The organism is Agrobacterium tumefaciens, assembly GCF_005221385.1.
Taxonomy (GTDB): Bacteria; Pseudomonadota; Alphaproteobacteria; order Rhizobiales; family Rhizobiaceae; genus Agrobacterium; species Agrobacterium tomkonis.
This window is the reverse complement of the sequence record NZ_CP039904.1, coordinates 233,781-259,884: the sequence shown is the minus strand read 5'-3', so window position 1 is coordinate 259,884 and position 26,104 is coordinate 233,781. Positions and strand designations below refer to the sequence as shown.

23 protein-coding genes are annotated in these 26,104 nt (G+C 60.1%); 8 read left to right on the top strand and 15 right to left on the bottom strand.

Translation table 11 applies throughout. The annotated features are described in order from the left end of the window. Positions 1 to 2 precede the first annotated feature (2 nt). The 3 genes from CFBP6623_RS16405 to CFBP6623_RS16395 all read right to left on the bottom strand — a co-directional run bounded on the left by CFBP6623_RS16405 (position 3) and on the right by CFBP6623_RS16395 (position 2,405). Positions 3 to 578 (bottom strand): TRAP transporter small permease, encoded by a 576-nt coding sequence (locus CFBP6623_RS16405; RefSeq protein ID WP_046801094.1) that lies wholly within the window; start codon positions 576 to 578, stop codon positions 3 to 5. A 74-nt stretch (positions 579 to 652) separates the two neighbouring features. Beyond that, a complete protein-coding gene (locus CFBP6623_RS16400; protein WP_046800807.1) occupies positions 653 to 1,627 on the bottom strand; it encodes a sialic acid TRAP transporter substrate-binding protein SiaP in 975 nt (324 codons plus the stop codon). A 61-nt stretch (positions 1,628 to 1,688) separates the two neighbouring features. Further along, on the bottom strand, positions 1,689 to 2,405 hold the full coding sequence (locus tag CFBP6623_RS16395; RefSeq protein WP_046800808.1) for a FadR/GntR family transcriptional regulator: 717 nt from the start codon (positions 2,403 to 2,405) through the stop codon (positions 1,689 to 1,691). Between the two features lie 206 nt (positions 2,406 to 2,611). Here CFBP6623_RS16395 and CFBP6623_RS16390 point away from each other — a divergent pair, with 206 nt between their 5' ends. After that, positions 2,612 to 3,484: a methylated-DNA--[protein]-cysteine S-methyltransferase gene (locus CFBP6623_RS16390; protein WP_046800809.1), complete on the top strand. Its 873-nt coding sequence runs from the start codon at positions 2,612 to 2,614 to the stop codon at positions 3,482 to 3,484. A 219-nt stretch (positions 3,485 to 3,703) separates the two neighbouring features. Here the strand turns inward: CFBP6623_RS16390 and CFBP6623_RS16385 are convergent, their stop codons facing one another. Continuing rightward, a complete protein-coding gene (locus CFBP6623_RS16385) occupies positions 3,704 to 4,678 on the bottom strand; it encodes a sugar-binding transcriptional regulator (RefSeq protein ID WP_046801095.1) in 975 nt (324 codons plus the stop codon). Between the two features lie 206 nt (positions 4,679 to 4,884). Here CFBP6623_RS16385 and tal point away from each other — a divergent pair, with 206 nt between their 5' ends. After that, entirely contained in the window at positions 4,885 to 5,850 is a 966-nt protein-coding gene (gene tal / locus CFBP6623_RS16380) for a transaldolase (RefSeq protein ID WP_046800810.1), read from the top strand. 106 nt (positions 5,851 to 5,956) lie between these two features. Here tal and CFBP6623_RS16375 read toward each other — a convergent pair whose 3' ends face one another. Next, the gene (locus CFBP6623_RS16375) at positions 5,957 to 6,730 is read right to left on the bottom strand and encodes an IclR family transcriptional regulator (protein WP_046800811.1); all 774 of its coding nucleotides are present in this window, start codon (positions 6,728 to 6,730) and stop codon (positions 5,957 to 5,959) included. A gap of 155 nt (positions 6,731 to 6,885) precedes the next feature. On the opposite strand from CFBP6623_RS16375, the gene CFBP6623_RS16370 reads away from it, so the two are divergent. Next, the gene (locus CFBP6623_RS16370; RefSeq protein ID WP_046800812.1) at positions 6,886 to 7,617 is read left to right on the top strand and encodes an SDR family oxidoreductase; all 732 of its coding nucleotides are present in this window, start codon (positions 6,886 to 6,888) and stop codon (positions 7,615 to 7,617) included. A 59-nt stretch (positions 7,618 to 7,676) separates the two neighbouring features. Here CFBP6623_RS16370 and CFBP6623_RS16365 read toward each other — a convergent pair whose 3' ends face one another. The 5 genes from CFBP6623_RS16365 to CFBP6623_RS16345 form a co-directional block, all read right to left on the bottom strand. Continuing rightward, positions 7,677 to 7,850, bottom strand: coding sequence for a DUF1328 domain-containing protein (locus tag CFBP6623_RS16365; protein ID WP_003499086.1), 174 nt, complete (start codon positions 7,848 to 7,850; stop codon positions 7,677 to 7,679). Between the two features lie 109 nt (positions 7,851 to 7,959). Then, positions 7,960 to 8,814, bottom strand: coding sequence for a metal ABC transporter permease (locus CFBP6623_RS16360; protein WP_046800813.1), 855 nt, complete (start codon positions 8,812 to 8,814; stop codon positions 7,960 to 7,962). Next, positions 8,811 to 9,671, bottom strand: coding sequence for a metal ABC transporter permease (locus tag CFBP6623_RS16355; RefSeq protein WP_046800814.1), 861 nt, complete (start codon positions 9,669 to 9,671; stop codon positions 8,811 to 8,813). Before CFBP6623_RS16355 ends, CFBP6623_RS16360 begins: the two co-directional genes overlap by 4 nt. Continuing rightward, entirely contained in the window at positions 9,652 to 10,560 is a 909-nt protein-coding gene (locus CFBP6623_RS16350; RefSeq protein WP_046800815.1) for a manganese/iron ABC transporter ATP-binding protein, read from the bottom strand. The genes CFBP6623_RS16355 and CFBP6623_RS16350 overlap by 20 nt, the downstream gene beginning before the upstream one ends. Further along, complete coding sequence (locus CFBP6623_RS16345; protein ID WP_046800816.1) at positions 10,557 to 11,447, bottom strand: metal ABC transporter substrate-binding protein; 891 nt, start codon at positions 11,445 to 11,447, stop codon at positions 10,557 to 10,559. Before CFBP6623_RS16345 ends, CFBP6623_RS16350 begins: the two co-directional genes overlap by 4 nt. A gap of 287 nt (positions 11,448 to 11,734) precedes the next feature. On the opposite strand from CFBP6623_RS16345, the gene CFBP6623_RS16340 reads away from it, so the two are divergent. Continuing rightward, entirely contained in the window at positions 11,735 to 12,652 is a 918-nt protein-coding gene (locus tag CFBP6623_RS16340; RefSeq protein ID WP_232370442.1) for a hypothetical protein, read from the top strand. Between the two features lie 364 nt (positions 12,653 to 13,016). Here the strand turns inward: CFBP6623_RS16340 and lysS are convergent, their stop codons facing one another. From lysS to CFBP6623_RS16310, 5 genes are all read right to left on the bottom strand, one after another. Further along, positions 13,017 to 14,516 (bottom strand): lysine--tRNA ligase, encoded by a 1,500-nt coding sequence (gene lysS, locus CFBP6623_RS16335; protein WP_046800818.1) that lies wholly within the window; start codon positions 14,514 to 14,516, stop codon positions 13,017 to 13,019. Positions 14,517 to 14,767: 251 nt separating this feature from the next. Beyond that, positions 14,768 to 16,225 carry a glutamate--tRNA ligase gene (gltX, locus tag CFBP6623_RS16325; protein ID WP_046801096.1) on the bottom strand — a complete coding sequence of 486 codons (1,458 nt, stop codon included), beginning with the start codon at positions 16,223 to 16,225 and terminating at the stop codon, positions 14,768 to 14,770. A gap of 238 nt (positions 16,226 to 16,463) precedes the next feature. Further along, on the bottom strand, positions 16,464 to 18,236 hold the full coding sequence (locus tag CFBP6623_RS16320; protein WP_052820790.1) for an SLC13 family permease: 1,773 nt from the start codon (positions 18,234 to 18,236) through the stop codon (positions 16,464 to 16,466). Positions 18,237 to 18,403: 167 nt separating this feature from the next. Continuing rightward, a complete protein-coding gene (locus CFBP6623_RS16315; RefSeq protein WP_046800820.1) occupies positions 18,404 to 19,168 on the bottom strand; it encodes a TerC family protein in 765 nt (254 codons plus the stop codon). A gap of 163 nt (positions 19,169 to 19,331) precedes the next feature. Beyond that, the gene (locus CFBP6623_RS16310; RefSeq protein ID WP_046800821.1) at positions 19,332 to 20,018 is read right to left on the bottom strand and encodes a TetR/AcrR family transcriptional regulator; all 687 of its coding nucleotides are present in this window, start codon (positions 20,016 to 20,018) and stop codon (positions 19,332 to 19,334) included. A 159-nt stretch (positions 20,019 to 20,177) separates the two neighbouring features. Here CFBP6623_RS16310 and CFBP6623_RS16305 point away from each other — a divergent pair, with 159 nt between their 5' ends. The 4 genes from CFBP6623_RS16305 to xylB all read left to right on the top strand — a co-directional run bounded on the left by CFBP6623_RS16305 (position 20,178) and on the right by xylB (position 25,910). Further along, on the top strand, positions 20,178 to 21,380 hold the full coding sequence (locus tag CFBP6623_RS16305; RefSeq protein ID WP_052820791.1) for an HlyD family secretion protein: 1,203 nt from the start codon (positions 20,178 to 20,180) through the stop codon (positions 21,378 to 21,380). Positions 21,381 to 21,401: 21 nt separating this feature from the next. Next, complete coding sequence (locus CFBP6623_RS16300; protein WP_046800823.1) at positions 21,402 to 22,985, top strand: DHA2 family efflux MFS transporter permease subunit; 1,584 nt, start codon at positions 21,402 to 21,404, stop codon at positions 22,983 to 22,985. A 342-nt stretch (positions 22,986 to 23,327) separates the two neighbouring features. Continuing rightward, positions 23,328 to 24,350 carry a LacI family DNA-binding transcriptional regulator gene (locus CFBP6623_RS16295; protein WP_046800824.1) on the top strand — a complete coding sequence of 341 codons (1,023 nt, stop codon included), beginning with the start codon at positions 23,328 to 23,330 and terminating at the stop codon, positions 24,348 to 24,350. Positions 24,351 to 24,455: 105 nt separating this feature from the next. After that, positions 24,456 to 25,910: a xylulokinase gene (xylB, locus tag CFBP6623_RS16290; protein WP_046800825.1), complete on the top strand. Its 1,455-nt coding sequence runs from the start codon at positions 24,456 to 24,458 to the stop codon at positions 25,908 to 25,910. Positions 25,911 to 26,104: the final 194 nt, after the last annotated feature.

The following is a 26,104-nucleotide window of genomic DNA, read 5'->3' as shown; positions in this document are numbered from 1 at the left end:
GACTAGATTCCCTGTGTGCTTACGGCTTCCTGAGCCTTTTCACGCACGGTTTGCTTGCCGGTGATGTCCTTGATGAAATTGTGCAGGGCACGCAGGAACATCAGGGCGAAAGCGGCGAAAACGGTGTAGAAGACAATGCCGCGCGGCAGGTCGACGGTGACCATGCGCTCATCGCCGACGATTTCGAGATAACGCCACATCAGCCAGGTGATGTAGGCGAAGAAACCGATGGTGATGAGATCGACGATCAGTTCCAGAAGTCGTCCAACGGATTTCGGCACGAAGCGGTAGATCAGGTCGACGTGAATATGCCGGAACATGCGAACGCACATGACCGAGCCGAGAAAGACGACGACGACAAGGCAATTGGCGGCAATTTCTTCCGTCCATGCGAAGCTGTCGTTCAACACGTAACGGGTGAAGAATTGCAGGAAGACGGAAAGGCCCATGCCCCAGAAAACGGCAAGGGTTATCCAGTCTTCCACGGCATAGGGCGAAAGGTCGACGGGGCCGGTATCTTCTTCGAAGGCATGCGCCATTTCTTCCACACTGATGGGTGCGTTTTGATGGTCGGTCATTGGCGGGAACTCCAGTCCGAATGTCTCGGTTGAGGATATCCCGGCGCCTGAGAGCGCCGGGAAAGGCTCACGAATTATTTTATGGCGCGAATGGCGTCCCAATCGGCCTTTTCGTAGCCAAAGTCTTCAAGCTTCACCTTGTCGATGACGTTCTTTTCGAAGTCGGCCTTGTCCACCTCGGCAACAGTGATGCCCTTGGATTTGAACTCGTCGACCAGCGCCTTTTCACGGGCTTCGATCGTCTTCGTCGTGCGGGCCGCCGCTTCCTGCATCACCTCGGTGAAGATTTTCTTGTCTTCATCCGAAAGGCTCGCCCAACGGGTTTTGGAAACCAGGGTGTTGAGGTGATCGACGATGTGGCCCGTCAGAACGATGTTCTTCTGGACCTCGTAGAATTTCTTCGCCTCGATCGTCGTCAGCGGGTTTTCCTGAGCCTCGACGGTGCCGTTCTGAAGCGCCAGATAGACTTCCGCAAAGGCGATTGGCGTCGTGTTGGCGCCACAGGCGCGCGGCATGGCCAGATAGGCGGGAACGTCGGGAACGCGCATCTTCAGGCCGGCCATGTCACCGCATTTTTCAATCGGCCGGTTGGAGGTGGTGTGGCGCGTGCCGTAATAGCTGACGGCGACGATGTGGTTGCCGGTCTTGTCTTCATAGCCTTTCGCAAGCTTCTTGAAGACATCGCTCTTGGTATAGGCGATCAGATGGCTCGGATCGCGGAAGATATAGGGGAAATAGGTGACGCCGATCGGCTTGTGGTCGCGCGCGGCGAAGCTCGAGCCTGAGATGATGATATCCACCGTTCCGAGCTTCAAACCCTGGTTGATATCGGCTTCCTTGCCGAGCTGTGAGGCCGGAAAGACATCGATCTTGTAACGGCCGTCCGTGCGCTTGGCGATTTCTTCCGCGGCCCATACCGAATCCGTATGGAACGGTTCGGACGTCTCATAGACATGCGCCCATTTCAGCGCCGTTTGCGCCTGTGCCGCCAAGGCTGAAAGCAGAATGGCAGCGGTGGCACCCATCAAAGTCGACAATCTGATTTTCATTCTTAACTCCTCCCGAATTAAAGTCAGATTTCTGTTTTTCCCGTCGCCGGTTGCGGCGCGGTCACTCTTCTCCGATCGTTTCCTCCCCGAAACTTTCGGAAAATCTTTTTTGCGACAGCGTCAGATGCTGTCGCATGGCCTCGCGTGCGCCTTCCGGGTCATTCGCCGCGATCGCGTCGCGGATCACCCGGTGTTCCTGCACGGCGAGGATCCAGGTATGCGGTCCCTCGAAATAGCTGGCGAGCTTCTCGAAATAGGGTGACAGGCTGCGCTCGTCGTAGATCAGACCGGTAAAGCGATTGAGCGCCGAATTGCCGATGATATCGGCAATGGCGGTGTGGAAGGCACGGTCGAGATTGAGCGCCTGCGGTGAATTGTCGAGCGCGCCCGCCATGCGCTCTATGATGTCGTCGAGCTTGACGATGCATTCCGGCGTGGCGAGCCTTGCGGCTTCTTCCGCAATCGCACTCTCGATGATGCAGCGCGCCTGCAGGATTTCGAACGGACCGTGCGCATCCGGCAGCGGCGGCTTTTGCGTGTCCGCTTTGCGTGATGCGTTTACATAGACGCCCGAACCCATGCGAATGTGGATATGGCCTTCCACTTCCAGCACGATCAGCGCTTCCCGCACCGTTGGGCGGGATACGCCGAAGCGTTCGGCAAGGTCGCGTTCCGCCGGCAGGCGCTGACCATCCGTCAGTTCCCCGCTCTCGATGAGCAAACGAATTTGTTCCGCGACCAGCCGATATAGGCGGCGCGGCTCCAGAGCCACAAACATGGTATCCTCCCAGCGCGAAAGTCTCCCTCGATCGCGCAAGCGGTAAGATTGTCTTACCAATTTTATTAGGGAACATTTATGCGGTGCTGTCAATCGGACCATAAGTGGAAAATTGCGCTGCTCCAGATCGAAGAGTGTTGGACGCAAGAAACGGGTGGAGACGAACGCGCTTTAGTGGTTTTCTGTGAGGCGTTAGGAGAAATGCAATGAACGCCAACATCATGCTGAACGAAGACATCACCCCGATCGGAACCGATTACGAGACGGTGCGCGGGGTTATCGAGCTTTTGACGCTGGATTATCGCGAGCAGCCCTCCCTCGAAGCCATTGCCGCAAGGCTCGGCCAGTCGCCGACGCAATTGCAGAAGACCTTCACCCGCTGGGCCGGCCTTTCACCCAAGGCATTCCTGCAGGCCGTAACGCTGGATCACGCCAAGCGGCTGTTGCGCGAAGAGGATCTGCCGCTGCTCGAAACCTCGATCGAGGTTGGCATGTCCGGGCCGGGCCGCCTGCACGATCTGTTCGTCACCCATGAGGCGATGTCGCCCGGCGAATGGAAGGCCAAGGGCGGCGGGCTGACGATCCGTTACGGTTTCCACACCTCGCCCTTCGGGCTTGCGCTGGTCATGGTGACCGATCGTGGCCTTGCTGGCTGCGCTTTTGCCGATCCGGGCGAGGAAAGGGCCTGTTTCGAGGACATGGCCGGCCGCTGGCCGAATGCGGAATATCTCGAGGATCGCGAAGCGACGGCGCCCTACGCCGCGCGCATCTTTGATCCGTCCATGTGGTCGGCGGACAGGCCGCTGCGCGTCGTGCTGCTCGGCACGGATTTTCAGGTGCGGGTGTGGGAAAGCCTCTTGAAAATCCCGATGGGCCGCGCGGTTACCTATTCGCACATCGCCTGCGATATCGGCCAGCCCACCGCCTCCCGCGCCGTGGGTGCGGCGGTCGGTGCCAACCCGGTCTCCTTCGTCGTTCCCTGCCATCGCGCCGTCGGTAAAAGCGGGGCGCTGACGGGCTATCACTGGGGCCTGACCCGCAAGCGGGCGATGCTTGGTTGGGAGACGGGTAAGGTGTGAGGGAGACTTGGATCGTCTTTGCCGAACTTTCGTACCACTTCCGTCATTCCGGCCTTGAGCCGGAATCCAGTCGGCGCGCGTCTGCGCGACGGAAAGAGTCTTTTCAGCCTAAGGACTTGGACTGGCTGGATACCGGCTCAAGGCCTGTATGACGGTGAGAGTAAAACCGAGAAGGCCTCAACTCAGTCCCGGAATGGCAGGGTGTTTTAAGCGTGCAGCCTAAACCAGTTCCATCAACGCCCGTGCCGCCGCCTCGTCGGTAATCAGCGTATTGCAGCCGGTGCGTTTGATGGTGGCGCGGATGGCGATGGCGCGGTGGGCGCCACCGGAGGCGAGAACGATGTGTTTGGCCTTGCGCAACGTATCGAGATCGATCGCCATGGCGCGCTGGTTGATCGGGTGATCGACGGAGCGGCCTTCCGCATCGATGAAATTAAACATCGTGTCGCAGACGCAGCCGGCATCGATGAGCTCGCGCAGCGTCTCCTTCGAAATGAAACCTTCCGACAGTGACGTGGAATGCGGGCCGATATCGCCGCAGGAGACGATGGCAAGGTCCAGCGTCTCGGCCAGATCGTAAAGTGTGGCGAGCCCGCATTTTTCGATCAGCGCCCGTTTGGTCTCGACGGAATCCACCAGCAGCGGTGCCAGAAACATGTAACATTCCGCCCCAAGCGCGCTTGCCAGCCGCCAGGTGTAGTCGAGCGGGTTGGTCTGGTGCACGGCGACGATACCGCCGAGCAGCGAGACGACCTTGCAGTTTTCCCGGCGCGGCGGGCGGAAGCTGGAAAGCGAAGCGGTCATGGTGCGGCCCCAGCCGACACCGATGGTGGCGCCGTTCGGCACCACTTCTGAGAGGAATTGCCCGAGCGCCAGACCGACTGCCTTGGCGGTGCTTTCGGCGCTTGCCTTCTCGGGGCAGGGGATGATGACGGCTTCATCCAGCCCGTAGGCCGCTTCCAGCTGGCTGGCCAAAGCGACGAAGTCCTCGATGCCCTCATTGATCCAGATCTGCACTTCCGAGCGTTTCATCGCCTCGTCGAGCAGGCGGATGACGGTGGAGCGGCTGATCCCCAGTTTTTCGGCGACGTCTTTCTGCGTCATGCCCTGATTATAATAGAGCCACGCGGCGCGCAGCCTCAGCGAAGCCGCTTCCGAATAGGCCGTATGGGTTTCTCTTCTCAGTTTCGCCACGGTTTCCGCCATTCTCTTTATGGTACGGAGTATCGCAGGCGTGAAACTTATGTCAATTGCGATGCGCAAATGTCTTGACTTTCGACCATGCCGCTTGCGATAGTCGGAGCCGGACAAACCGCGATTTCGGCCTTGGGCGCACCCATGGTGCGGGAACGAAAAAACGGGTGAGCAAGTTTTCAAGAGATCATGAAGGATCATTCGATATGACGTCCAAACTCGAACAACTTCGCGCCATCACCACGGTTGTTGCCGACACCGGCGATATCGAGGCGGTTGCGCGCCTGAAGCCGGTGGATTGCACCACCAACCCCACCATCGTTCTGAAGGCACTCGGCACGCCGGCCTTTGCGGATGCGGTGAAGGAAGCCGTCGCCTGGGGCAAGACGCAGGGCGGCCAGTCCGACGCCGTGGTTGCCGCCGTGGCTGATCGTCTTGCCATTTCCGTGGGCGCAGCACTTGCAGGTCTCGTTCCCGGCCGCGTCTCCACCGAAGTGGATGCCGACCTTTCTTTCGATACGCAGGCTTCCATCGCCAAGGCGCACCAGATCATCGCGGCCTATAAGGAGCGCGGCATCGAGCGCGAGCGCATCCTCATCAAGCTTGCTTCCACCTGGGAAGGTATCAAGGCAGCCGAAGTTCTGCAGTCTGAAGGTATCGACTGCAACCTGACGCTGCTCTTCTCGCAGGCTCAGGCAATTGCCTGCGCGGAAGCCAAGGTCTTCCTCATCTCGCCCTTCGTTGGCCGTATCCTCGACTGGTACAAGAAGTCTACCGGCGAGACCTACACCGCCGAAACCGATCCGGGCGTTGTTTCGGTGCGCAGCATCTACAATTATTACAAGGCCAACGGCATCAGCACCGTCGTCATGGGTGCGTCCTTCCGCAATGTCGGCGAAATCGAAGCGCTGGCCGGTTGCGACCGCCTGACGATCAGCCCGGCGCTGCTGGAAGAGCTGGACAAGGACACCGGCACGCTTGCTCGCAAGCTTTCGCCCGACAATGCCAAGCCCGAGCCTTTGCAGTCGCTCGACGAAAAGGCATTCCGCTGGGCAATGAACGAAGACGCGATGGCAACCGAGAAGCTCTCGGAAGGCATTCGCCTGTTCGCCAAGGATCTGGTGACGCTGCGCGAAATGGTCCGCAAGGAACTGACGCTGGCGGCCGCCTGATAAAAAAAGGGGAACAATCCACGTTCCCCTTGCGTTTAAGAGATATAAATCTCCAGTCACTCAAAACGCGATCGGGTCCCTGCCGGTCGCGTTTTTTTTGTTCTTCTCAGTTGTTCTCGTTTCCGGTCGCCACTTCGGAAATGCGCTTTGCAGCATCGCGGATCAGCCCTTCACAGGCCTCACGGGTCGGCGCCTTGCCGCCAAGCGGCGTGATGTAGGGGCAGGTGATGACGGCGAGAGCCGTTCCGTCCAACGTCAGAACGGGAGCGGAAATATTGCGCACGCCGGCAGTCTGAAGACTGTCCATGGATTCGAAACCGTTGCTGCGCACCTGCCTTAACCGCTCGGTCAGATCAGGGGGCACGGTCTCGCCGCTGCCACGCACCTGCTCGGTGATCATGATCTGGCGTTGCGCTTCGGTCTGGAAGGCCAGCAGCACATGGCCGGAGCCGGTGTGGAACAGGCTCATCTGCGCGCCCACCCGCATTGACATGGCCCAATAGGTGGAGGATTCCTGCTGGGCGATGACGACCACGCTGCCACGGTCATAAACGGCCAGATGGCAGGCCTGCTCGGCGCTTGCGGAAAAATCGCGCATGACAGGGGCGGCAAAAGAGACGAGCCGGCGGATCGGCGCGTGGAAATGCGCCAGCCCGAACATTTTCAGCGTCAGCGAAAACCGGTCGCCCTCAAGCCGCTGCACGTAACCCCGGCGCACCAGCCGGTCCAGCATGCGGTAAAGTTCGTTGGGGCTTTTGCCGACGGCCTTGGCGATCTCGATCTGTGTGAGCCCGCCATCGGTGCGGGCCAGAAGCTCGAGAATGTCCAGGCCCTTGTCGAGGGCGGGGGCGCGGTATCTTTCGCTGTCTTCGTCTGTCATCTGGCCTCGATGCGTTTTGCGCGGTTACGGCGCAAGTTTGCTTGACGCCATATGAATACCGCGTTTACATATGAATTGTCGATCCATATTTGAGATCACTGAAATTCAGCGGCCTGAACCCCGGTGGGCGGGCGCGCTATAGCGGGAGGCTATTCATGGTGCAGGATTTTAACGGCCGGACAGTGGTGATCACCGCCGCCGGTCAGGGTATCGGCCGGGCGACGGCGGAGCGGTTCATATCGCTCGGTGCGCGCGTCATTGCCACCGATATCAACGAACAGGCGCTTTCCACCCTGAATGGTGCGGAAACGCGGGTTTTGAATGTGCTGGATGGCGAAGGCGTCAAGGATTTCGCCGCCGATATCGGCCATGCCGACGTGCTGTTCAACTGCGCCGGTTTCGTTCATTCCGGCACCATTCTCGACTGCGAGGAAAAGGACTGGGATTTCTCCTTCGATCTCAATGCCAAGGCCATGTACCGCACCTGCCGCGCCTTTCTGCCCGGCATGCTGGAAAAGGGCAAGGGCGCGATCGTCAACATGTCCTCGGTTGCATCAAGCGTGAAGGGCGTGCCGAACCGTTTCGCTTATACCGCATCCAAAGCGGCCGTCGTGGGTCTGACCAAGGCCATTGCCGCCGATTTCGTCACCAGGGGCATCCGCTGCAACGCCATCTGCCCCGGAACGGTCGATAGCCCGTCCCTGCATGACCGCCTGCGCGCCACCGGCAACTACGAACAGGCGCTCGCGGACTTCATTGCCCGCCAGCCGATGGGCCGCATCGCCACGCCGGAAGAAATCGCGGCGCTCGTCACTTATCTTGCTTCGGATGAGGCAGGGTTCACCACCGGCCAGATCCATGTGATCGACGGCGGCTGGACGGGCTGAGCTTTTTTTAAAGAAAAGAGGAGAGGCGACCGGCGTAAAAGCCGGTCGCCTTTTTTCATTCAGACGACGGCGCTTCCGGCCATCAGTGCAAGCACGAGGAAGACCAGGAAGATCACCACGGCGATGAAGAACAGGATTCGGGCCACGCCCGCCGCCGCTGCCGAAATGCCGGTAAAGCCGAATACGCCCGCGATCAAAGAGATAACAAAGAAAATAAGAGCCCATTTCAGCATGGAGCTTCCCCTTTCGCTTAATTTTCAAGAGTCTGCCGTCTCGCAGCGGACTCTCGAAAATGACGCGCAAAAGGCGAAAATGTTCCATGCGCCCGCAAAAATCGTTGTTTTAAATCCCTTTTTCAGCCGCCGCGTCGATCCGGCGGGCTTTCCAGGTGGTGCGGATGAAGGTTGCGACGAAGGCGATGCTCATGAACAGCACGATGGTGGGAGCCGGTGCACTGTCGATCAGGAAGCTCAGCCATATGCCTGACAGTGATGAGATGACAGCCACCATGATCGCCACAATAAGCATGGCGGAAAAGCGGCGTGTCAGCAGAAAGGCGATTGCGCCCGGCGTGACCAGCATGGCGACCGAGAGGATGATGCCCACCGCCTTCAGCGCGCCGACCACGGTGAGCGACAGGACCATCAGCAAACCGTAATGCAGGATACGCACCGGCAGGCCGATCGCCTTGGCATGTTGCGGATCGAAAGCATTGACCAGCAGATCCTTGCGTAACAGTCCGAGGAACAGCGTGGCGAAAAGCGCGATCAGGCCGGTCTCCAGCATGTCTGAGGGGGCAATGCCCAGCATGTCGCCGAAGAGGATATGATCGAGGTGCATGTCGCTCTGCACCTTCACGTAAAGCACCAGCCCCAGCCCGAACATGCCGGAAAAGACGATGCCGAGCACCGTATCTTCCTTGATGCGGCTGTTTTCCTTGATGAAACCGGTGCCGAGCGCGCAGATCATGCCGGCGATGAAGGCGCCGATGGAAAGCGGAATGTTGATGATATAGGCGATCACCACGCCCGGCAGCACGGCATGGGAAACCGCATCCCCCATCAGCGACCAGCCCTTCAGCACCAGAAAACACGAGAGCATCGCCATCGGCACGGCGATCATCAGGGTGATCACGAAGGCATATTGCATGAAGGGCAGTTGAAACGGCAGGATGGCGAGTTCGAGATATTCACTCATGGCGTTTCTCCGAGCGCCTTGCGGGCCTTGGCTCTGGAGGCGAGGAGGCCGTGTTTGGGTGCAAAGACAAAGGCGGCAAGGAAAATCGCCGTTTGCAGCACAACGATGACGCCACCGGTGGCACCATCGAGGAAATAGCTGAGATAGGCGCCGACGAAGCTGGTGGTCGCGCCGATGATGAGGCTCATCAGGATCAGCCGCTCGAAACGGTCGGTCAAGAGATAGGCGGTAGCGCCCGGCGTCACCACCATGGCGACGACGAGGAAGGCTCCGACGGTCTGAAGGGCGGCAACCGTGGAGGCGGCGAGCAGGGTGAAGAAGATCACCTTCAGCACTTCCGGTTTCAGCCCCACGGTGCGGGCATGGTTCTCATCGAAGAAGACGACCATGAAGTCGCGCCATTTCAACGCCAGCACCAAAAGGCTGATGCCGCCGATCAGCGCCAGCTGGATGGTGTCTTCGGTCGTGATCGCCAGAATATTGCCAAGCACGATGGTCTGGATATTGATCGAGGTGGGCGACAGCGAAACCATGAACAGCCCCAGCCCGAAAAACGAGGTGAAGATCAGGCCGATGATCGCGTCTTCCTTGAGCCTCGTCTTCTGGTTCAGGAACAGCATGGAGCCGGCGGCAAGCCCGCCGGAAAGAAAGGCCCCCAGCGAAAACGGCAGGCCCAGCATATAGGCGCCGGCAACACCCGGAACGATGGCATGGGAGAGCGCATCGCCGATCAGCGACCAGCCCTTCAGCATCAGATAGGCAGACAGGAAGCCGCAGACGCCGCCGACCAGCGCGCTGACCCAGATGGCGTTCAGCATGTAGCCGTAGGTGAAGGGCTCAAGAAGGCTGTTTATCATCGACTTTTTCCTTCGGAGCCTCAGGATCGTGCCCATTCTGGCCATTCTTGCCGTAAATCACGAAAGGCCGTTCGTCATCGGTGATGACCTTCACCCGGCGTGGATCGGCATCGTCATGCAGGTCGGCCCCGCCGAGGATGAAGTGGCGCAGGCTGCCGCCGAAGGCTTTTTGCAGGTTCTCCTCGGTAAAGGTATCCTCGGTTTTACCTGACGCCAGCACCGTCCCCTTGACGAAGACGGCGCGGTCGCAAAATTCCGGCACGCTGCCGAGATTATGGGTGGAGACCAGCATGACGCGGCCCTCGTCGCGCAATGCCTTCAAAAGGGCGACGATCTGTTCTTCCGTCGTCACGTCGACGCCGGTGAAGGGTTCGTCGAGCAGGATGACCTGGCCTTCCTGCGCCAGTGCGCGGGCCAGAAATACCCGCTTCTTCTGCCCGCCGGAAAGCTCGCCGATCTGCCTTTTGCGATAATCGAGCATGTTGACGCGCTTCAGCGCCTCTTCCACCATCTGGTGATCGCGTTTGGACGGGATGCGCAGGAAGTTCATGTGGCCATAACGGCCCATCATCACCACATCCTCCACCAGCACCGGAAAGCTCCAGTCCACCTCCTCGGCCTGCGGCACGTAAGCAACGAGGTTTTTCCTGAGCGCCTCTTTCACCGGCAGGTCGAAGATCGAGACGGAACCGGCGGCCAGCGGCACGAAACCCATGATCGCCTTGAAAATCGTGGACTTGCCGGCGCCATTGACGCCGACAAGTGCAGTGATCGTTCCGCGGGGGATGGAGAAGCTGGCATTTCTCAATGCTGTGTGGCCGTTGCGATAGGTCACTGTCGCATTTTGAACCGCCAGGCCGCCGGCTATTTTTTTTCCGCCCATTCTCATGATGACAGGCCTTTTGCGATGGTTTCGCTCGTCACCCGCAGCAGATCGAGATAGGTCGGAACCGGGCCGTCCGCTTCGCTCAGCGAATCCACGTAGAGTATGCCGCCATAGGTTGCGCCGGTTTCCTTTGCCACCTGCTCGGCGGGATCGGCGGACACCGTGCTTTCGCTGAAGATAACCTGGATATTGTGCTCGCGCATGGCGTCGATTACGCCGCGCACCTGCTGCGGTGTGCCCTGGCTGTCGGCATTGACCGGCCACAGGAACAGTTCCTTCAGGCCGAAATCGCGGGCGAGATAAGAGAAGGCGCCTTCGCTCGTTACCAACCAGCGCTTGTTTTCCGGCAGAACGGAAAGCGTATCGCGAATGGGCTGGACGGTCGCCTTGATCTTGTCCGAATAGGCCTTGGCATTGGCGGCATAGACATCGGCATGGGCGGGGTCGATCCCGGCAAGGCCCTTGCGGATATTTTCCACATAGATCAAGGCGTTATCGGGAGACATCCAGGCATGCGGATTGGGTTTTCCCTGGTATGCCCCGCCGCTGATCGCCATCGGCGTCACGCCATCGCTCACCGTCACGCTCGGCACGCCGGAGAGGTTGGCCAGGAATTTCTCGAACCACAATTCCAGATTGAGACCATTGCGCAGCACCAGATCGGCTTTGCGGGCTTTGAGGATGTCACGCGGGGTTGGTTGATAGTTGTGAATTTCAGCACCCGGCTTGGTAATGCTTTCCACTTCGGCCGCATCGCCCGCCACGTTGCGAGCCATGTCGGCGATGATGGTGAAGGTCGTCACCACCTTCGGTTTTTCCTGTGCCACTGCGGCGGCGGGGAGAAAAAGTGAAAAAGCAAAAAGAGCATGCCGGATTTTCTGGAAGTTCACGTCTGTCACCGAATGTTTGTTGCGATTAATTCGCAATACCATCTGTTATAAAATCACACTTGTCAACGCTATTGCAAATCATTCGCAATTTAGCGTCATTTGAAAATGTCTGAAAATGGTGCGTTTTTGCCGGCGTTGCGCCGGGGTGGTTAAACTTTTTTCAATGAGAAAGCGGCAGTATCGTAAGGCTCGGACAACGAGGTTACGAGCTTTATCCCGCGTGTGTTCCTCATCATCAGAGCCACGTTTCGGGGTGAGGGCGATAAGGCGGGGTACTTGATGTCAGGATGTTGCGGGTGAAAGCTGTATTCGGACGAATGCGGTTTTCGCGCAAACTCGTTGTGATCGTAGGCGGGATCCTGCTTTTGGCGGGTGCGACCGGTTCTGCTGCCGTGTTCATCGGCAGCGATCGGCTGCTTGGCCCATCCTACGCTTCCACCAACGGGCTTTCCTGCGACGCAGTCCAGACGGTCAACATCCGCAAGAACGGTTCCTTATGGGTGCGGAAATTCATCCGCACCGCAGGTGGCGATGGCACGGAGCGGTTGAAAACCGCACTCCGCGTCGCCAAGGCAGTTTACGATAAACAGAAGCCAGATCTGGTACAGGTGTCGGTGCTCGACAGGAATGGCCCGCAATTGCGCTCGGAAATGCGCGGCCGGGCCATTGCCGCACAGGTCGTCTTCATTCCTGATCCCACCAAGATTCCGCAGGGCGCCGATGCCCAGCGTTATTCCGCTTTTTATTATGATGGCGCGGCCAATGGCAGCGGCCAGTTTTATGGGCTGCGTATCGATCTGCCGCTTGAGGACGCCGAAACCATGGCCGCAAGCCTGAGCGATACCGCCGATTGCGCGACGCCGGCTTCGGATGCCGGTGCTGAAGGCCATGAAGGCAAGGCTGCGAAAGGCGCGGCCGGGCATGGCGAAGCCAAGGACGAGGGCGGCGGCCATGGTGCAGCACCCGCGGAAACGGATGAAGGCGGGGCCGGTGCGGAAGCGCACGGAGAACAGCCGTCTCCCGAAGCGCGGGGCGAACCCGGTGCCGATGAATTGCTGACTTCGACACCGGAAGCCGATGGCGGCAGCATCTTCAGCCTGACCTATCTGAAATCGTTGATCTTCGGAAAAGGCTCGACGACCGCGCAGGCGGCGGAGGAAAAACCGGCGGCTGAGGAGCCGGGTGCGGGCAAGGCCGGGCACTAGGGGCGTCCGTTTTAAACGGAGGCCGTTGTCCGATAGAAAAGCGAGTCAGGCCAATTGTAACGACGTCATCCTTGGGCTTGTCCCAAGGATCTAAACACGTCAACAAAATCAAACCATTGCAGATCCCCGGGACAAGCCCGAGGATGACGTCAGAGTGTCTGGCGAGGTTTGCCCTTCATCGAAGGACGCCCATACTTCATTCGTGTCCGAAGGGCGCGTGACGTCTGACCATCATTAAAAATCTATGTTATAGGCGGCGCGCGAAAATTTAAACCGGACAGCAGTGGGCCTGTCCCAAAGCATGGCGATGAAGAAAATCTCATCCGGAGTAGGCGGCCGTGAGGCCGCCTTCGTTTTCGTTCGATCAATCCGCCTTGTTGCGGCGGGCCGGGAAGAGGATGACGTCACGGATCGACGGGGCGTTGGTGAGCAGCATGATCAGGCGATCGACGCCGATGCCGAGACCGCCGGCGGGCGGCATGCCCTGGTCGATGGCATCGAGGAATTCCTCGTCCAGCTGCTTGTCCTTTTCACCGCGGGCGTGCGCCTGTTCCAGCTGTTCCACCATGCGGCGGCGCTGTTCTTCCGGATCGTTGAGTTCCGAGAAGGCGTTGCCCACTTCCCAGGCGTTGCAATAGCTTTCGAAACGCTCGACGAGGCGCGGTTCGCCCGGCACTTCCTTGGCAAACGGCGAAATGTCCTTCGGGAAATGCGTGACGTGGCTCGGCTGGATCAGCGTGCCTTCCACCTTCTCTTCGAAGATGAAGGCAAGGCATTCGCCCCAGGTCCAGTCCTTCTCCACCGCAAAACCGGCGGCTTTGGCGGCAGCGCGGGCTTCTTCGTCGGTCTTGATGGCGAGGAAATCGATACCGGTCGCTTCCTTCACGGCTTCAGGCATCGGTACGCGCTTGAACGGACCCTTGAAGGAGATCGTCTGGCCCTGGAATTCAACTTCGGTCGTGCCGTGCAAGGCAATTGCCAGCGTCTCGAACAGCCGCTCCACGAGACCCATGATGTCTTCGTAGTCGGCATAGGCCCAGTAGCACTCCATCATGGTGAATTCAGGATTGTGCCTTGTGGAAACGCCTTCGTTACGGAAGTTGCGGTTGATTTCGAAGACCTTGTCGGTCAGGCCCGAAACCAGCGTGCGCTTCAGGTACAGTTCCGGCGCGATGCGCAGATACATGTCCATCTTCAGCGTGTTGTGGAAGGTCTTGAACGGATCGGCCGTCGCGCCGCCATAGATGGTCTGCAGCATCGGCGTTTCCACTTCGAGGAAGCCTTCGGCCTCCATGAAGCGGCGGATGCCGGAGAGAATCTTCGAACGCTGCAGGAAGCGCAGCTTGGATTCCTCGTTGGAGAGAATATCCAGATGGCGCTTGCGGTAACGCAGCTCGATGTCGGAGACGCCATGCCACTTCTCGGGCATCGGCAGCAGCGACTTCGTCAGCATGGTGATTTCTTCGGCGTTGATCGTCAGCTCGCCGCGCTTGGTGCGGCGCACCTTGCCGGTGACGCCAATGATGTCGCCGATATCGATCATCGGCAGCAGGTTGCGCGCCGCTTCCGGCGTCGTATCCTTGTGGGAGAAGATTTGCACCTTGCCCGAGGCGTCATGGATATCCATGAACATGCCGGAATTGCGCGAGGAATAAACGCGGCCGGCCACCGTCACCGTATCGCCGGTTTCAACGTCAGCTTCGATATCGGCGTATTTTTCCGAAAGCTCCGCATTGGTCAGCGTGCGGTGGAAATGCGCCGGATAGACATCGCCGATCTGCTCGCGCAACAGCGCAAGTTTCTGGCGGCGCACTTCTGTCGCGTCGGAGGAGAGGGCGGTGGTTTCGGTCGTCTTGTCGTTCATGGTGTTCGCCTTTAGCGGGCTTGTTCGTTGCGGTTACCCTGTGCGCTCCGGGCTTACCCCCCTCTGTCCTGCCGGACATCTCCCCCTCAAGGGGGGAGATCGACAAGCGGCGGGCACCTTGCCCATGGAACGAGCGGGTGCGGCACCTGATCTCCCCCCTTGAGGGGGAGATGCCCGGCAGGGCAGAGGGGGGTAAGCCCCAAGCAGAGGGCGTATTCTAGAATGCTGCCGTCACCGCCAGCACGTCATCATCAGCTTCCGCTGCCAACCATCGTGGCCACAACGGCAATCGCCATCTTCAGCCGCTGGCGCACCACGGAGCGGCCAAGCAGCGCCATCGAGTCAAACAGCGGCAGCGAGCGCGAGGAACCGGACATGGCGACGAAGAGCGGCGGCGTCACGATGCGCAGCTTCTTGCCGGTGCGTTCGGCGACATCGCGCAGCTCGGCCTCGATCGCTTCCACATTCCAGTCCGGCATTTTTTCGAGGTCTGCGGCAACCGTGGTGAGGATTTCGTGGATTTCCTCCGGTTTGCTCTTCAGCCCGGCAAAGGAAGCCGGCGTCAGGCCGACATCGCTCGCCAGCAGGAAGCCGGCAAGGTTCGGCAATTCGCCGAGCCTTGAAATGCGGCTCTGCGCTAGCTTCAGGCCTTCGGTCAGACGGGCACTTTCCATCGCCCATTCCAGCGTGCGGGAAATGAACTCCTCCGGCGAAAGCTTCTCGCGCAGCCAGCGGCCGTTCAGCCAGTCCAGCTTCTGGATGTCGAAGATGGCGCCGGCCTTGGACAGCGCTTCCGGGTCGAACTTCGCCGCCAGCTCGTCCATGGTCAGAAGCTCTTCGCCTTCGGCGATCTGGATGAAGAACAGGCCAAGGAAGTTCATCAGCGCTTCTGGCAGGTAACCGAGCGCGGAATAATAGGAGATCGAGGTCGGGTTCTTGCGCTTGGAAAGCTTCGACTTGTCGGCGTTGCGCATCAGCGAAAGATGCATGAACGTGGGCTGGTCCCAGCCGAAATAACGGTAAAGCAGAATGTGCTTGGGCACGGATGCCAGCCATTCCTCGCCGCGCGCCACATGGGTGATCTTCATCAGATGGTCGTCGATGACGTTGGCCATGTGATAGGTCGGCATGCCGTCGGCCTTGATCAGCACCTGCATATCGACCGAATCCCAGGGTATCGAGACATCGCCATAAACGCCGTCATGGAAATCGCACGAACCTTCGGTCGGGATTTTCATGCGCACGACATTGGCCTCGCCGGCGGCGACGCGGGCGGTGACTTCCTCGGCCTTCAGGTTGAGGCAATGGCCGTCATATTTCGGCGGCTTGCCGGCGGCGCGCTGCGCTTCGCGCATTTCTTCCAGCCGCTCGGGCGTGCAGAAACAGCGGAAGGCATGGCCTTTTTCCAGCAGTTCTTCTGCATAGGGCCAATACATAGGCTTGCGCTCGGACTGGCGGTAGGGACCGTAAGGGCCGCCGACATCGGGGCCTTCCGACCAGGTGAGGCCGGTCCAGCGCAGGGCTTCCAGCACCTTCTGCTCATATTCAAGGGTCGAGCGGGTGGCGTCGGTATCCTCGATGCGCAGGATGAACTCGCCGCCATGTTTCTGGGCGAAGAGATAGTTGAACAGCGCGATATAGGCGGTGCCGACATGCGGCTCGCCGGTGGGGGAAGGTGCGATGCGGACGCGAACGCCGGAAGTGGTCATGAAATTCACTCGTCGTGACGTGGCAGTGACATCGGGGCGGTTTCACCCTTCTGTCACGATGTTTTCGTTTGGATGCGGCAGGAAATCATGTTGGAAGACGCAATGAAAGCGTCTTTTGCACATTCCCGTTCGGCTTCGGCTTAGGCCATATTCTGCCGCAGGCGTCAAGGAAATACGAAGCCTGCGCTGTCTTCGCACGGCGACGGGACGCGCTGGTTCAGCGTCCTGGCCCAGAGTCCTAGTTCACTGGCCAGACGTAAAGCAGCATGGGAATGCTGGCAATGACGATCATGATCGACAGCGGCAGGCCGAGGCGCGGATAATCGCTGAAGCGGTAACCGCCGGGACCCATGACCAGCGTGTTGCACTGGTGGCCGATGGGGGTGAGGAAATCGCAGCCGGCGCCGATCGCCACCGCCATCAGGAAGGCCTCCGGCCGGAACCCGAGCGTGGTGGCGAAACCGGCGGCGATGGGAGCCATGACCAGCACGGTGGCGGCATTGTTGAGGAAGGGCGTCACTGCCATGGCGGTCAAGAGGATCATGCCGAGCGCCGCGAAAGGCGGCAGCCCTTGCGCTGCCTGGCCAAGCCAGGCGGCGATCAATTCGCTGGCGCCGCTGGTGCGAAGACTGTCACTGACGGGAATAAGGGCGGCGAGCATGACGAGGATCGGCCCGTCGATCGATTTATAGACTTCGGCAAGCGGAATGGCGCCGACGACGATCATCAGGAAGGCGGCGGCGAAAAAGGCGACCGAGACCGGCACCAGCCCGCTGCCGGCGGCAAGCATGGCCGCGGCCAGCACGATGACGGGCAGAAGCGCACGGCGCTGCACGCCGAGCAGGATTTCCCGCTGGGCCAAGGGCAGAAGGGAGAATTCCTGCAATACGTGCGGCAGGTTCTTGCGGCTGCCCTGCAGCAGGATGACGTCGCCCGCCTGCAAGGTCAGGTCGGAAAGCCGCTGGCTGACGCGCTGGCCGCGACGGCTGACGGCGATCAGATTGACGCCGCGCGTGTAGGACAGGGAAAGTTCGCGGGCTGAAATGCCTGTTAGCACCGATTCATTGCTGATCACCGCTTCCATGGAGATGAGATCGCCGGTTTTCTGGCCGTTTTCGGTTAGCGGTTTGCCGGATAGCAGCAATTTCGCCTGCGAAACGATGCGGTCCAACCCTTCGGGGCTGCCTTCAAGCAGAACCGTGTCTCCGGCCTTCAGCTTGACGTCGGGGAAGGGGGAGATGCGCCGCGGTCCGCGCAGGATGGTGCTGGCGATCACGTCGCCATCGGCCTGTTTCAAAAGTTCGCGCAGCGGCCTGTCGGCAAAGGTGCTGTCGGCCGGCAGCGTTGCCTCCGCCGTGTAGGCCGCCTGGTCGAGAGCATCCTCCACCGATGCCTGCTGGCGGTTGCGCACCGGCAGCAGCCGGTAACCGAAGGTCAGGAAGATGATGCCGATCACGGTCAGCCCCGCACCGACGGGGGTGAAGTCGAACATCGAAAAGCTCTGGCCGGTCATTTCCTCCCGCAGCCGGGAAACGACGATGTTGGGCGAGGTGCCGATCTGCGTCATCAACCCGCCCAGCAGCGCGGCAAAGGCCATCGGCATCAGATAATAAGAAACGGGGCTGCCGGATTTGCGGGCAAACTGGAAGGCGACGGGCATCATGATGGCAAGTGCGCCGATATTCTTGATGAAAGCCGACATGATGGCGACGACGATCATCAGAAAGGCCAGTTGCAGGCCCTTGGAGTGCATTTCCGGGAAATATTTCTTGATCGTCATATCAACGACCCCCGAACGCGCCACGGCCGAACTGACGATCAGCGCGCTTGCGACGATGATGACGATATCGTCGGAAAAACCGGAGAAAGCCTTGTTGAAAGGCACGACGCCAAGCGCCACCGCCACCAGCAATGCGCTGCAGGCTATGACGTCGTAACGGAACCTGTCCCAGATGAATGCTGCCATCATGCCGGCGATCACGGTGAAGGCGAGGATCTGGTCAGTCGTCATGCTTGCCTATGCTTTCGAAGGAGAGGCGCCGATAGAGGGCTCTATCGGTGATGGTGTCGAAGAACGCAAGGCGGGGTCATGCGGTTCCGGGCCGGAGCTTCATATCTCTCCTGTCATGCCGGGACTTGATCCGGCATGACAGGGACAATGGCGTTGATATCCGGGCGTTAATGCCGGGTGTCGCCCGAAGCTTCTGCCTTCTTGCGCTGCCGCGCATTGCGCGCAAACATGTTAAGCACTTCCACCAACGCAGAAAACGCCATGGCGGCATAGACATAACCCTTGGGAACATGGAAGCCCATGCCTTCGGCGATCAGCGTCGTGCCGATCATCATCAGGAAGGCGAGCGCCAGCATGACGATGGTGGGGTTGCGCTCGATGAAGTTGGCGAGCGGGGTTGCGGCGAGCAGCATGACGGCAACGGCGACGACGACGGCGACGATCATGATCGGCAGATGTGGCGTCATTCCGACGGCGGTGATGATGCTGTCGACCGAAAAGACGAGGTCGAGCAGCAGGATCTGGCCGATGGCAGCGCCGAAGTTCATCGCCACCGGGCCACCCACCATGTCTTCCTTGTGATCTTCAGGATCGACATTGTGGTGGATTTCCTTGGTGGCCTTCCACACGAGGAAGAGACCGCCGGCGATCAGGATCATGTCCTTCCACGAGAAGGCGTGGCCGAAGACTTCAAACACCGGTGTGGTGAGCTGCACGATCCAGGCAACGGTGCCGAGCAGACCGAGACGCATGACGAGGGCAAGGCCGATGCCGATCTTGCGGGCTTTTTCGCGCTGTTCAGGCGGCAGCTTGTTGGTGAGGATGGAGATGAAGATCAGGTTGTCGATGCCGAGCACGACCTCCATGACGATCAGCGTGACGAGCGCCACCCAGGCGGCGGGGTCAGATAGAAGAGGGAGAATGGACTCCATCAGGTAGGTTTTCCTTTCAGCAACAAGGCCAGCCGAAACATTCGGTGGGTGGAATTTATAGCGCAATACGCGAGAAACAAGCGCATGAGGCCCCCACCACGCAAGATTTCATCGAAATTTCGCGCAGGCCGGGTGTCGGCGCTGGTGCCGTTGCTGAATGAAATCAGGCCCTGTTGGTTCCGTAAGCCGCCATGAATACCGTGATGGCGCTGTTGATCACCCGGTCGAGTTCCTCTTCGGGAACCGGACCGTCGATTTCTCCGAACAGGCGCAGCTTGAAGAAGGTGCCGGTGGAAAGCTCTATATATTGCCGGGCGGCAAGCTCGACGTCATCCACTTTCAGGTGTCCGAGCGCCACGTGGTGCTCGATGAAATCCTGAAGCACGGTGCGCACATTATTGGGCGCCGCGATGAAGAAACGCTGCGCCAGCTTCGGCATGCGGTCGATGACGCCGATGACCGAGCGCATGGCAGGGACCATGTCCGAACAGATCATCTTGTTGGCGAAGGCCTTGCCGAACTGCTTCAGGCCTTCGCGCACCTCTTCGGTGCCGGCCAGAATGTTGCGCATGGAGGTGGCGAATTCCTGCCGGTGCTGATCGACGAGGGCGGCGAACAGATCTTCCTTGTTGGAGAAATAAACATAGATCGTACCCTTGGAAACGCCCGCTTCCCGGGTGATGTCGTTCATGCTGGCGGCGTCGAAGCCCTTGCGCTTGAAAACGCGCCAGGCGCCGGCCAGAATCTGCTCGCGCTTTGCCGGGTCCTCACCCGCCGCAAAACGTCCGGCGGGGTTTCCGGGACAGCCCGTTTCCATGTCCGCTTCCATATCCATGTTTCCCCCTGCCATCGTTATCGCCTCCTAGCACCACAATGGCGTAAAAAAATTAACCAGACGTCGAACCAATCGGTTCGATAACACTTGATATGTGTCAGGAAAGAGATTAAGTCAATCGAACCGAACGGTTCAGTTCGAAAAACTTTTTTCAATCTATCACGGTATACTCTCATGTCGGCCCAGAAGAATAGCGCGGTTCGCGCCGTCAACGATGCGGAAGAGGCGGATATCTCCGCCAAGGCCGAGACCTCTCCGGCAAAGCCGGCTGATGCCCCGCCGCAACAGCCGCCCCAGACAACCGCTGCTCCGAAGCAGAAGAAGCGTTCGAAGCTCCTGCCGGTCATCGCCGTCGCCCTTCTCGCCGGTGCCGGCTGGTACGGTTACAACTGGTGGATCGATGGCCGCTTCATGGTCTCGACCGATGATGCCTATATAGAAGGTGACATCGCCGTCATCGCGCCCAAGGTGTCGGGTTACGTTGCCAAGGTGAATGTGGTTGAAAACCAGGAAGTCAAGGCGGGCGATCCGCTGGTGACGCTGGATGATGGCGACTATCGCATTGCGCTTGAACAGGCTGAGGCGCAGATCCGCACAGAGGAGCTGTCGCTGAAGCGTATCGATGCGCAGATCATTGGCGGCGAGGCATCGCAGGAACAGGCCGTTGCCCAGAAGGGTGCGCTGGATGCCGCCCTTCGCGGGGCGGAAATCACCCAGAAGCGTGCCAGCGAATTGCAGGCGAAGGACGTCGGCACCGTTGCCGCTTCCGACAATGCCCAGGTTGCGCTCGATCAGGCCAAGGCGAATGTCGTGGCCGGCGATGCGGCGATCTCCTCCGCGAAAGCCAATGTCGAGCTTCTGCGCGCCCAGCGCGAAGAGGCCGAAAGCACCATCCGCTCGCTGCAGCTTTCCCGCGACAAGGCCGCTCGCGACCTGTCCTTCACCGTGTTGAAAGCGCCCTATGACGGCGTCATCGGCAATCTGGCGGTGCAGACGGGTGATCTCGTCTCAGTCGGCAAGCGTCTGGCTTCGCTGGTGCCGATGAATGAGCTTTATATCGACGCCAATTTCAAGGAAACGCAGCTGGCCAGCGTTGTTCCCGGCTCGAAGGTTCGTGTCCATGTGGACGCCTTCGATGATGCGACCATTGAAGGCACGGTGCAGTCGATCTCGCCCGGCTCCGGTTCGGTCTTCTCCATGCTGCCGCCGGAAAATGCCACGGGCAACTTCACCAAGGTCATCCAGCGCGTGCCTGTTCGTATCGTGTTCTCGAAGGACGATCTTGCAAAGCACAATCTGCGTGCGGGCCTGAGCGTTGTCGTTGATGTCGACACGCGCACGGCGCCTGAAAATACGAAAACGGCGCAAGCCAAGTAAAGCGTCGTCGAGGGCAAGATCATGGCGGCTACGGTTGTCGGTACGGGCGGGGCGTCGATCCCCGCCGATCCTCCGATGGACAGGCGCAGGCTCATCGCGTTCTTCGCGATGGTCTTCGGCATGTTCATGTCCATTCTCGATATTCAGATCGTTTCCGCCTCGCTGGCAGAAATCCAGGCTGGTCTCGGCGCCGGCTCGGACGAGATCGCCTGGGTGCAGACCTCCTATCTGATTGCCGAAGTCATCATGATCCCGCTGTCGGGCACGCTGGCGCGCATCCTGTCCACACGTGTGCTCTTCGCCACCTGTGCGGCCGGCTTCACGCTTTCGAGCGCGCTCTGCGCCACCGCCACCAATATTGACCAGATGATCGTCTACCGCGCGATCCAGGGCTTTATCGGCGGCGGCATGATCCCGTCGGTCTTTGCTGCCGCCTTTACGATCTTCCCGCCCTCGAAGCGCTCGGTCGTGTCGCCAATCATCGGTCTCGTCGCCACGCTTGCGCCCACCATCGGGCCGACGGTCGGCGGTTATCTCTCCAATGCCTTTTCCTGGCACTGGCTGTTCCTCGTCAACATCATCCCCGGCATCATCGTCACCATCCTCACCTGGAGCCTGATCGATTTCGACAAGCCGGAAAAGTCGCTCTGGAAGAAGTTCGACTGGTGGGGGCTGATCTCCATGGCGGTCTTCCTCGGCTCGCTGGAATATGTGCTGGAAGAGGGCAATAACAAGGACTGGTTCAACGATGAGCATATCGTCCTTGGCTCCATCGCCATGGTCATCGGTGCCGTCGTGTTCTTCTGGCGCGCCTTCAAGGTGGAATTCCCGGTCGTCGATATCCGCGCCTTCGCCGACCGAAACTTCTCCATCGGCTCGCTGTTTTCCTTCGTCATGGGCATCGGGCTTTATGGGCTGACCTATCTCTACCCGCTCTATCTCGGCCGGGTGAGGGGGTATGATGCGCTGATGATCGGTGAGACCATGTTCGTCTCCGGCCTTGCGATGTTCTTCACCGCGCCGATTGCCGGCAAGGTCTCCACCAAGCTCGACCCGCGGGCGATGATGGCCATCGGCTTCATCAGCTTCGGCTGCGGCACGTGGATCATGACCTATGTGACGACCGACTGGGACTTCTATGAACTGCTGATCCCGCAGATCCTGCGCGGTTTTGGCCTGATGATGTGCATGGTGCCGATCAACAACATCGCGCTCGGCACGCTGCCGCCCGCCCGTATCCGCAATGCATCCGGCCTGTTCAACCTCACCCGTAACCTCGGCGGCGCGGTTGGCCTTGCCGTCATCAACACCCTGCTGTCGCAGCGCACCGACGATCATTATGTGCGGTTGGCGGAACATATCAGCTATTCCAATCCGCAGGCGCTGGAATGGCTGAACAATGTCGGCGCGAACTACGATTCCTACGGGTTGGACGGCGCTTCCGTCGCGATCAAGAAACTGGTCGGCATGGTCTCGCAGCAGGCATGGATATTGGCCTTCGCGGATGTGTTCTTCGCGCTGACGCTTTTGTTCGGCAGCCTCATCTTCATGACAATCCTGATCCAGAAACCCAAGGCAGCGCCGCCGCCAGATGCGGCGCACTGATAAAAATCCCCTCCCATCCACCGCAGAGCTGGGGCCGTCGAAAATGACGGCCCCTTTTTTGTTTTGAATATGGAGCGAGCGGGGGCGGCACATTTCTTCTCCCCGCCGGGGAGAAGTCCGCGGCAGCGGGATGAGGGGGCGAGGGTAGAGATAACCGAGAGCTGGCCCCCTCATCCGACCCTTCGGGCCACCTTCTCCCCCTCGGGGAGAAGAAACGCGCGGCACCGTTTCGCCAAGAGCCGCCAACCCGATACCGCCTTCCGAAGAAATATGAGGTACGTACATCATTTTTCGGTTTACCTCGGCCTCAAAGCTGGATATTCAAAGGCGAGGGGAGGAGCCATGAAGCCGACAGTTCATGATATTGCCGAGCGCGCAGGCGTCAGCCTCGCCACCATCGACCGGGTGCTGAACATGCGTCCGGGCGTTCACGCCGCCACCCGCGCCCGCGTGGAGGCGGCGATTGCCGAGCTTGGTTATGTGCGCGATATCGCCGCCGCCAATCTGGCCAAGGGCCGTAATTACTCGCTGGTCTTCATCCTGCCGGGCAACGACAATTCCTTCATGGCAACGTTGAGGGCCGAGGTTCGGGCCGCCGCCTCCCGCTCCCATCTGGAGCGCACGGCGATCCGTATCATTGAGGTGCCGCCCTTTAATGCCGCGGCGCTGACCGAGGCTCTGGAGGTGGCACGGCGGGAAAAACCGTCGGGCGTGGCTTTCGTCGCCACGGATTCGCAAGATGTGGCGGAAGCGGCAGACCGGCTGGCGGAAGACGGCATCGCCACGGTGACGCTGGTGTCCGATCTTTCCGGCTCGCGCCGCGACCATTATGCCGGTGTCGACAATGCCGCGGCGGGGCGCACGGCGGCGAGCCTGATGGGACGTTTCCTCTCCAGCTGCGGTGGCGATATCGCTGTTGTCGCCGGTTCCATGCTGGTGCGCGACCATCGCGAACGTCTGGAGGGTTTTCGCGCGGTCATCGAAGCCGAATTTCCGCAATTGCGGCTTCTGCCGGTGCTGGAGGGCAAGGATGACCCGGCAACCGTCGAGGCGCTGGTTTCCGGAGCGCTTGGCAATGCTGCACTCTCCGGCATCTACAGTCTCGGCGCCGGCAATCGCGGCCTCATCCGGGCGCTCCGAGCCGCCGGCGGTGAAAGGTCGCTGTCTGTCATTGCCCATGAACTGACGGAAAACACCGCCAATGCGCTGCGGGAAGGCGTGCTTGACGCCGTGCTCAATCAGGATGCCGGCCATGAGGTGCGCAGCGCCATCCGCGTGTTGAAAGCGCGTGCCGACGGCCAGCCCGTCATCGCAGCGCAGGAACGTATCCGTATCGACATATTCCTCAGGGACAATCTTCCCTGATGAGAGCATTTCCAGGAAAAGTGGCCGCCGGTTTTCCGTCCGGAAATGCGGTGACTTTTAAAAAACGCTGAAAGTGGCGCATGGAGCGCCGGAATGGAGAAATACATGTATCTCGGTCTCGATCTTGGCACTTCAGGCATCAAAGCCCTGCTGATGGATGGCGATCAGAAGATTGTCGGTTCGGCCAATGGCTCGCTGGAGGTTTCGCGTCCGCATCATGGCTGGTCGGAACAGGATCCGGCGGACTGGATCGCCGCCGCGAAAACCGCCGTCGGCGGCCTGAAGCAGAAGTTCCCGAAGGAGCTTGCCGCAGTGAAGGGCATCGGCCTTTCCGGCCAGATGCATGGCGCGACGCTTGTTGATGCCGAGGGCAAGGTACTGCGCCCCTGCATCCTGTGGAACGACACCCGCTCCCATGCCGAGGCCGCAGCACTCGACGCCGATCCACGTTTCCGCAGGATCACCGGCAATATCGTCTTCCCCGGCTTCACCGCGCCGAAGCTTGCCTGGGTGGCGAAGAACGAACCTGAAATCTTCGCCAAAGTGGCCAAGGTGCTGTTGCCGAAGGATTATCTGCGGCTGTGGCTGACGGGCGAATATATCTCCGAGATGTCGGACTCCGCCGGCACCTCATGGCTTGATACCGGCGCGCGCAAATGGTCTTCCGAACTTCTCGCCGCCACCGGCCTTTATGAAAAACACATGCCGTCGCTGGTGGAAGGTACGGATGAGGCGGGCGTTCTTCGCGCCGAACTCGCCGGTGAATGGGGCATTTCCGGCCGTGCCGTGGTGGCCGGCGGTGCGGGTGACAACGCCGCCTCCGCCTGCGGCATGGGCACGGTGAAGGAGGGCCACGCCTTCGTTTCGCTTGGTACATCCGGCGTGCTCTTCGCCGCCAATGCCTCCTATCTGCCGAAGCCGGAAAGCGCCGTGCACGCCTTCTGCCACGCGCTGCCCAACACCTGGCACCAGATGGGCGTCATCCTCTCCGCCACCGATGCGCTGAACTGGTATTCCCGCCTCACCGGGCAATCCGCCGCCGATCTGACCGGCGAGCTGGGCGAGACACTGCTTGCGCCCACCGGCGTTACCTTCGCGCCCTATCTTTCCGGCGAGCGCACCCCGCATAATGACGCGGCCATTCGTGGCTCCTTCATCGGTCTTTCGCATGAAAGCGACCGCAAGGCGCTGACCCAGGCGGTGCTGGAAGGTGTGACCTTTGCTATCAGGGACAATCTCGAAGCGCTGAAATCCGCCGGCACCTCGATCTCCCGCGTCACCGCCATCGGCGGCGGCTCGCGCTCGGCCTATTGGCTTGCCTCGATTGCCACCTCGCTCGGCGTGCCGGTGGATATTCCGGCAGAAGGTGATTTCGGTGCGGCCTTCGGTGCTGCTCGCCTTGGCCTCATCGCCGCGACAGGCGCCGATCCGGTGGCGGTCTGCTCGCAGCCGGAGACGGCGCGGACGATTGAGCCGGTGGCTGATCTGGCCGGGGCCTATGAGGAGGCCTATCGGCGGTATCACGCGCTTTATCCGGCTATTCGGGCGCTTTCGCATTGAGACGCGGAGTGTGCGGTTTACCCCCCTCTGCCCTGCCGGGCATCTCCCCCTCAAGGGGGGAGATCGGCAGAACGCTACCTCTCGCTCCATCTTCAACCTCGCGTGAGGACAAGACGTAGCCGCTTGTTGATCTCCCCCCTTGAGGGGAGATGTCCGGCAGGACAGAGGGGGGTGAGCCGCGCCCTCCAACCTAT

What these genes read in the sequence shown, in the direction of transcription:
- tal (WP_046800810.1), top strand. Translation starts at nt 4,885, where the DNA reads ATGACGTCCAAACTCGAACAACTTCGCGCCATCACCACGGTTGTTGCC.
- CFBP6623_RS16400 (WP_046800807.1), bottom strand. Translation starts at nt 1,627, where the DNA reads ATGAAAATCAGATTGTCGACTTTGATGGGTGCCACCGCTGCCATTCTG.
- CFBP6623_RS16310 (WP_046800821.1), bottom strand. Translation starts at nt 20,018, where the DNA reads ATGGCAGGGGGAAACATGGATATGGAAGCGGACATGGAAACGGGCTGT.
- xylB (WP_046800825.1), top strand. Translation starts at nt 24,456, where the DNA reads ATGTATCTCGGTCTCGATCTTGGCACTTCAGGCATCAAAGCCCTGCTG.
- gltX (WP_046801096.1), bottom strand. Translation starts at nt 16,225, where the DNA reads ATGACCACTTCCGGCGTTCGCGTCCGCATCGCACCTTCCCCCACCGGC.
- CFBP6623_RS16315 (WP_046800820.1), bottom strand. Translation starts at nt 19,168, where the DNA reads ATGGAGTCCATTCTCCCTCTTCTATCTGACCCCGCCGCCTGGGTGGCG.
- CFBP6623_RS16390 (WP_046800809.1), top strand. Translation starts at nt 2,612, where the DNA reads ATGAACGCCAACATCATGCTGAACGAAGACATCACCCCGATCGGAACC.
- CFBP6623_RS16305 (WP_052820791.1), top strand. Translation starts at nt 20,178, where the DNA reads ATGTCGGCCCAGAAGAATAGCGCGGTTCGCGCCGTCAACGATGCGGAA.
- CFBP6623_RS16350 (WP_046800815.1), bottom strand. Translation starts at nt 10,560, where the DNA reads ATGAGAATGGGCGGAAAAAAAATAGCCGGCGGCCTGGCGGTTCAAAAT.
- CFBP6623_RS16405 (WP_046801094.1), bottom strand. Translation starts at nt 578, where the DNA reads ATGACCGACCATCAAAACGCACCCATCAGTGTGGAAGAAATGGCGCAT.
- CFBP6623_RS16370 (WP_046800812.1), top strand. Translation starts at nt 6,886, where the DNA reads ATGGTGCAGGATTTTAACGGCCGGACAGTGGTGATCACCGCCGCCGGT.
- CFBP6623_RS16365 (WP_003499086.1), bottom strand. Translation starts at nt 7,850, where the DNA reads ATGCTGAAATGGGCTCTTATTTTCTTTGTTATCTCTTTGATCGCGGGC.
- CFBP6623_RS16295 (WP_046800824.1), top strand. Translation starts at nt 23,328, where the DNA reads ATGAAGCCGACAGTTCATGATATTGCCGAGCGCGCAGGCGTCAGCCTC.
- CFBP6623_RS16300 (WP_046800823.1), top strand. Translation starts at nt 21,402, where the DNA reads ATGGCGGCTACGGTTGTCGGTACGGGCGGGGCGTCGATCCCCGCCGAT.
- CFBP6623_RS16360 (WP_046800813.1), bottom strand. Translation starts at nt 8,814, where the DNA reads ATGAGTGAATATCTCGAACTCGCCATCCTGCCGTTTCAACTGCCCTTC.
- CFBP6623_RS16395 (WP_046800808.1), bottom strand. Translation starts at nt 2,405, where the DNA reads ATGTTTGTGGCTCTGGAGCCGCGCCGCCTATATCGGCTGGTCGCGGAA.
- lysS (WP_046800818.1), bottom strand. Translation starts at nt 14,516, where the DNA reads ATGAACGACAAGACGACCGAAACCACCGCCCTCTCCTCCGACGCGACA.
- CFBP6623_RS16355 (WP_046800814.1), bottom strand. Translation starts at nt 9,671, where the DNA reads ATGATAAACAGCCTTCTTGAGCCCTTCACCTACGGCTACATGCTGAAC.
- CFBP6623_RS16340 (WP_232370442.1), top strand. Translation starts at nt 11,735, where the DNA reads ATGTTGCGGGTGAAAGCTGTATTCGGACGAATGCGGTTTTCGCGCAAA.
- CFBP6623_RS16320 (WP_052820790.1), bottom strand. Translation starts at nt 18,236, where the DNA reads ATGACGACTGACCAGATCCTCGCCTTCACCGTGATCGCCGGCATGATG.
- CFBP6623_RS16375 (WP_046800811.1), bottom strand. Translation starts at nt 6,730, where the DNA reads ATGACAGACGAAGACAGCGAAAGATACCGCGCCCCCGCCCTCGACAAG.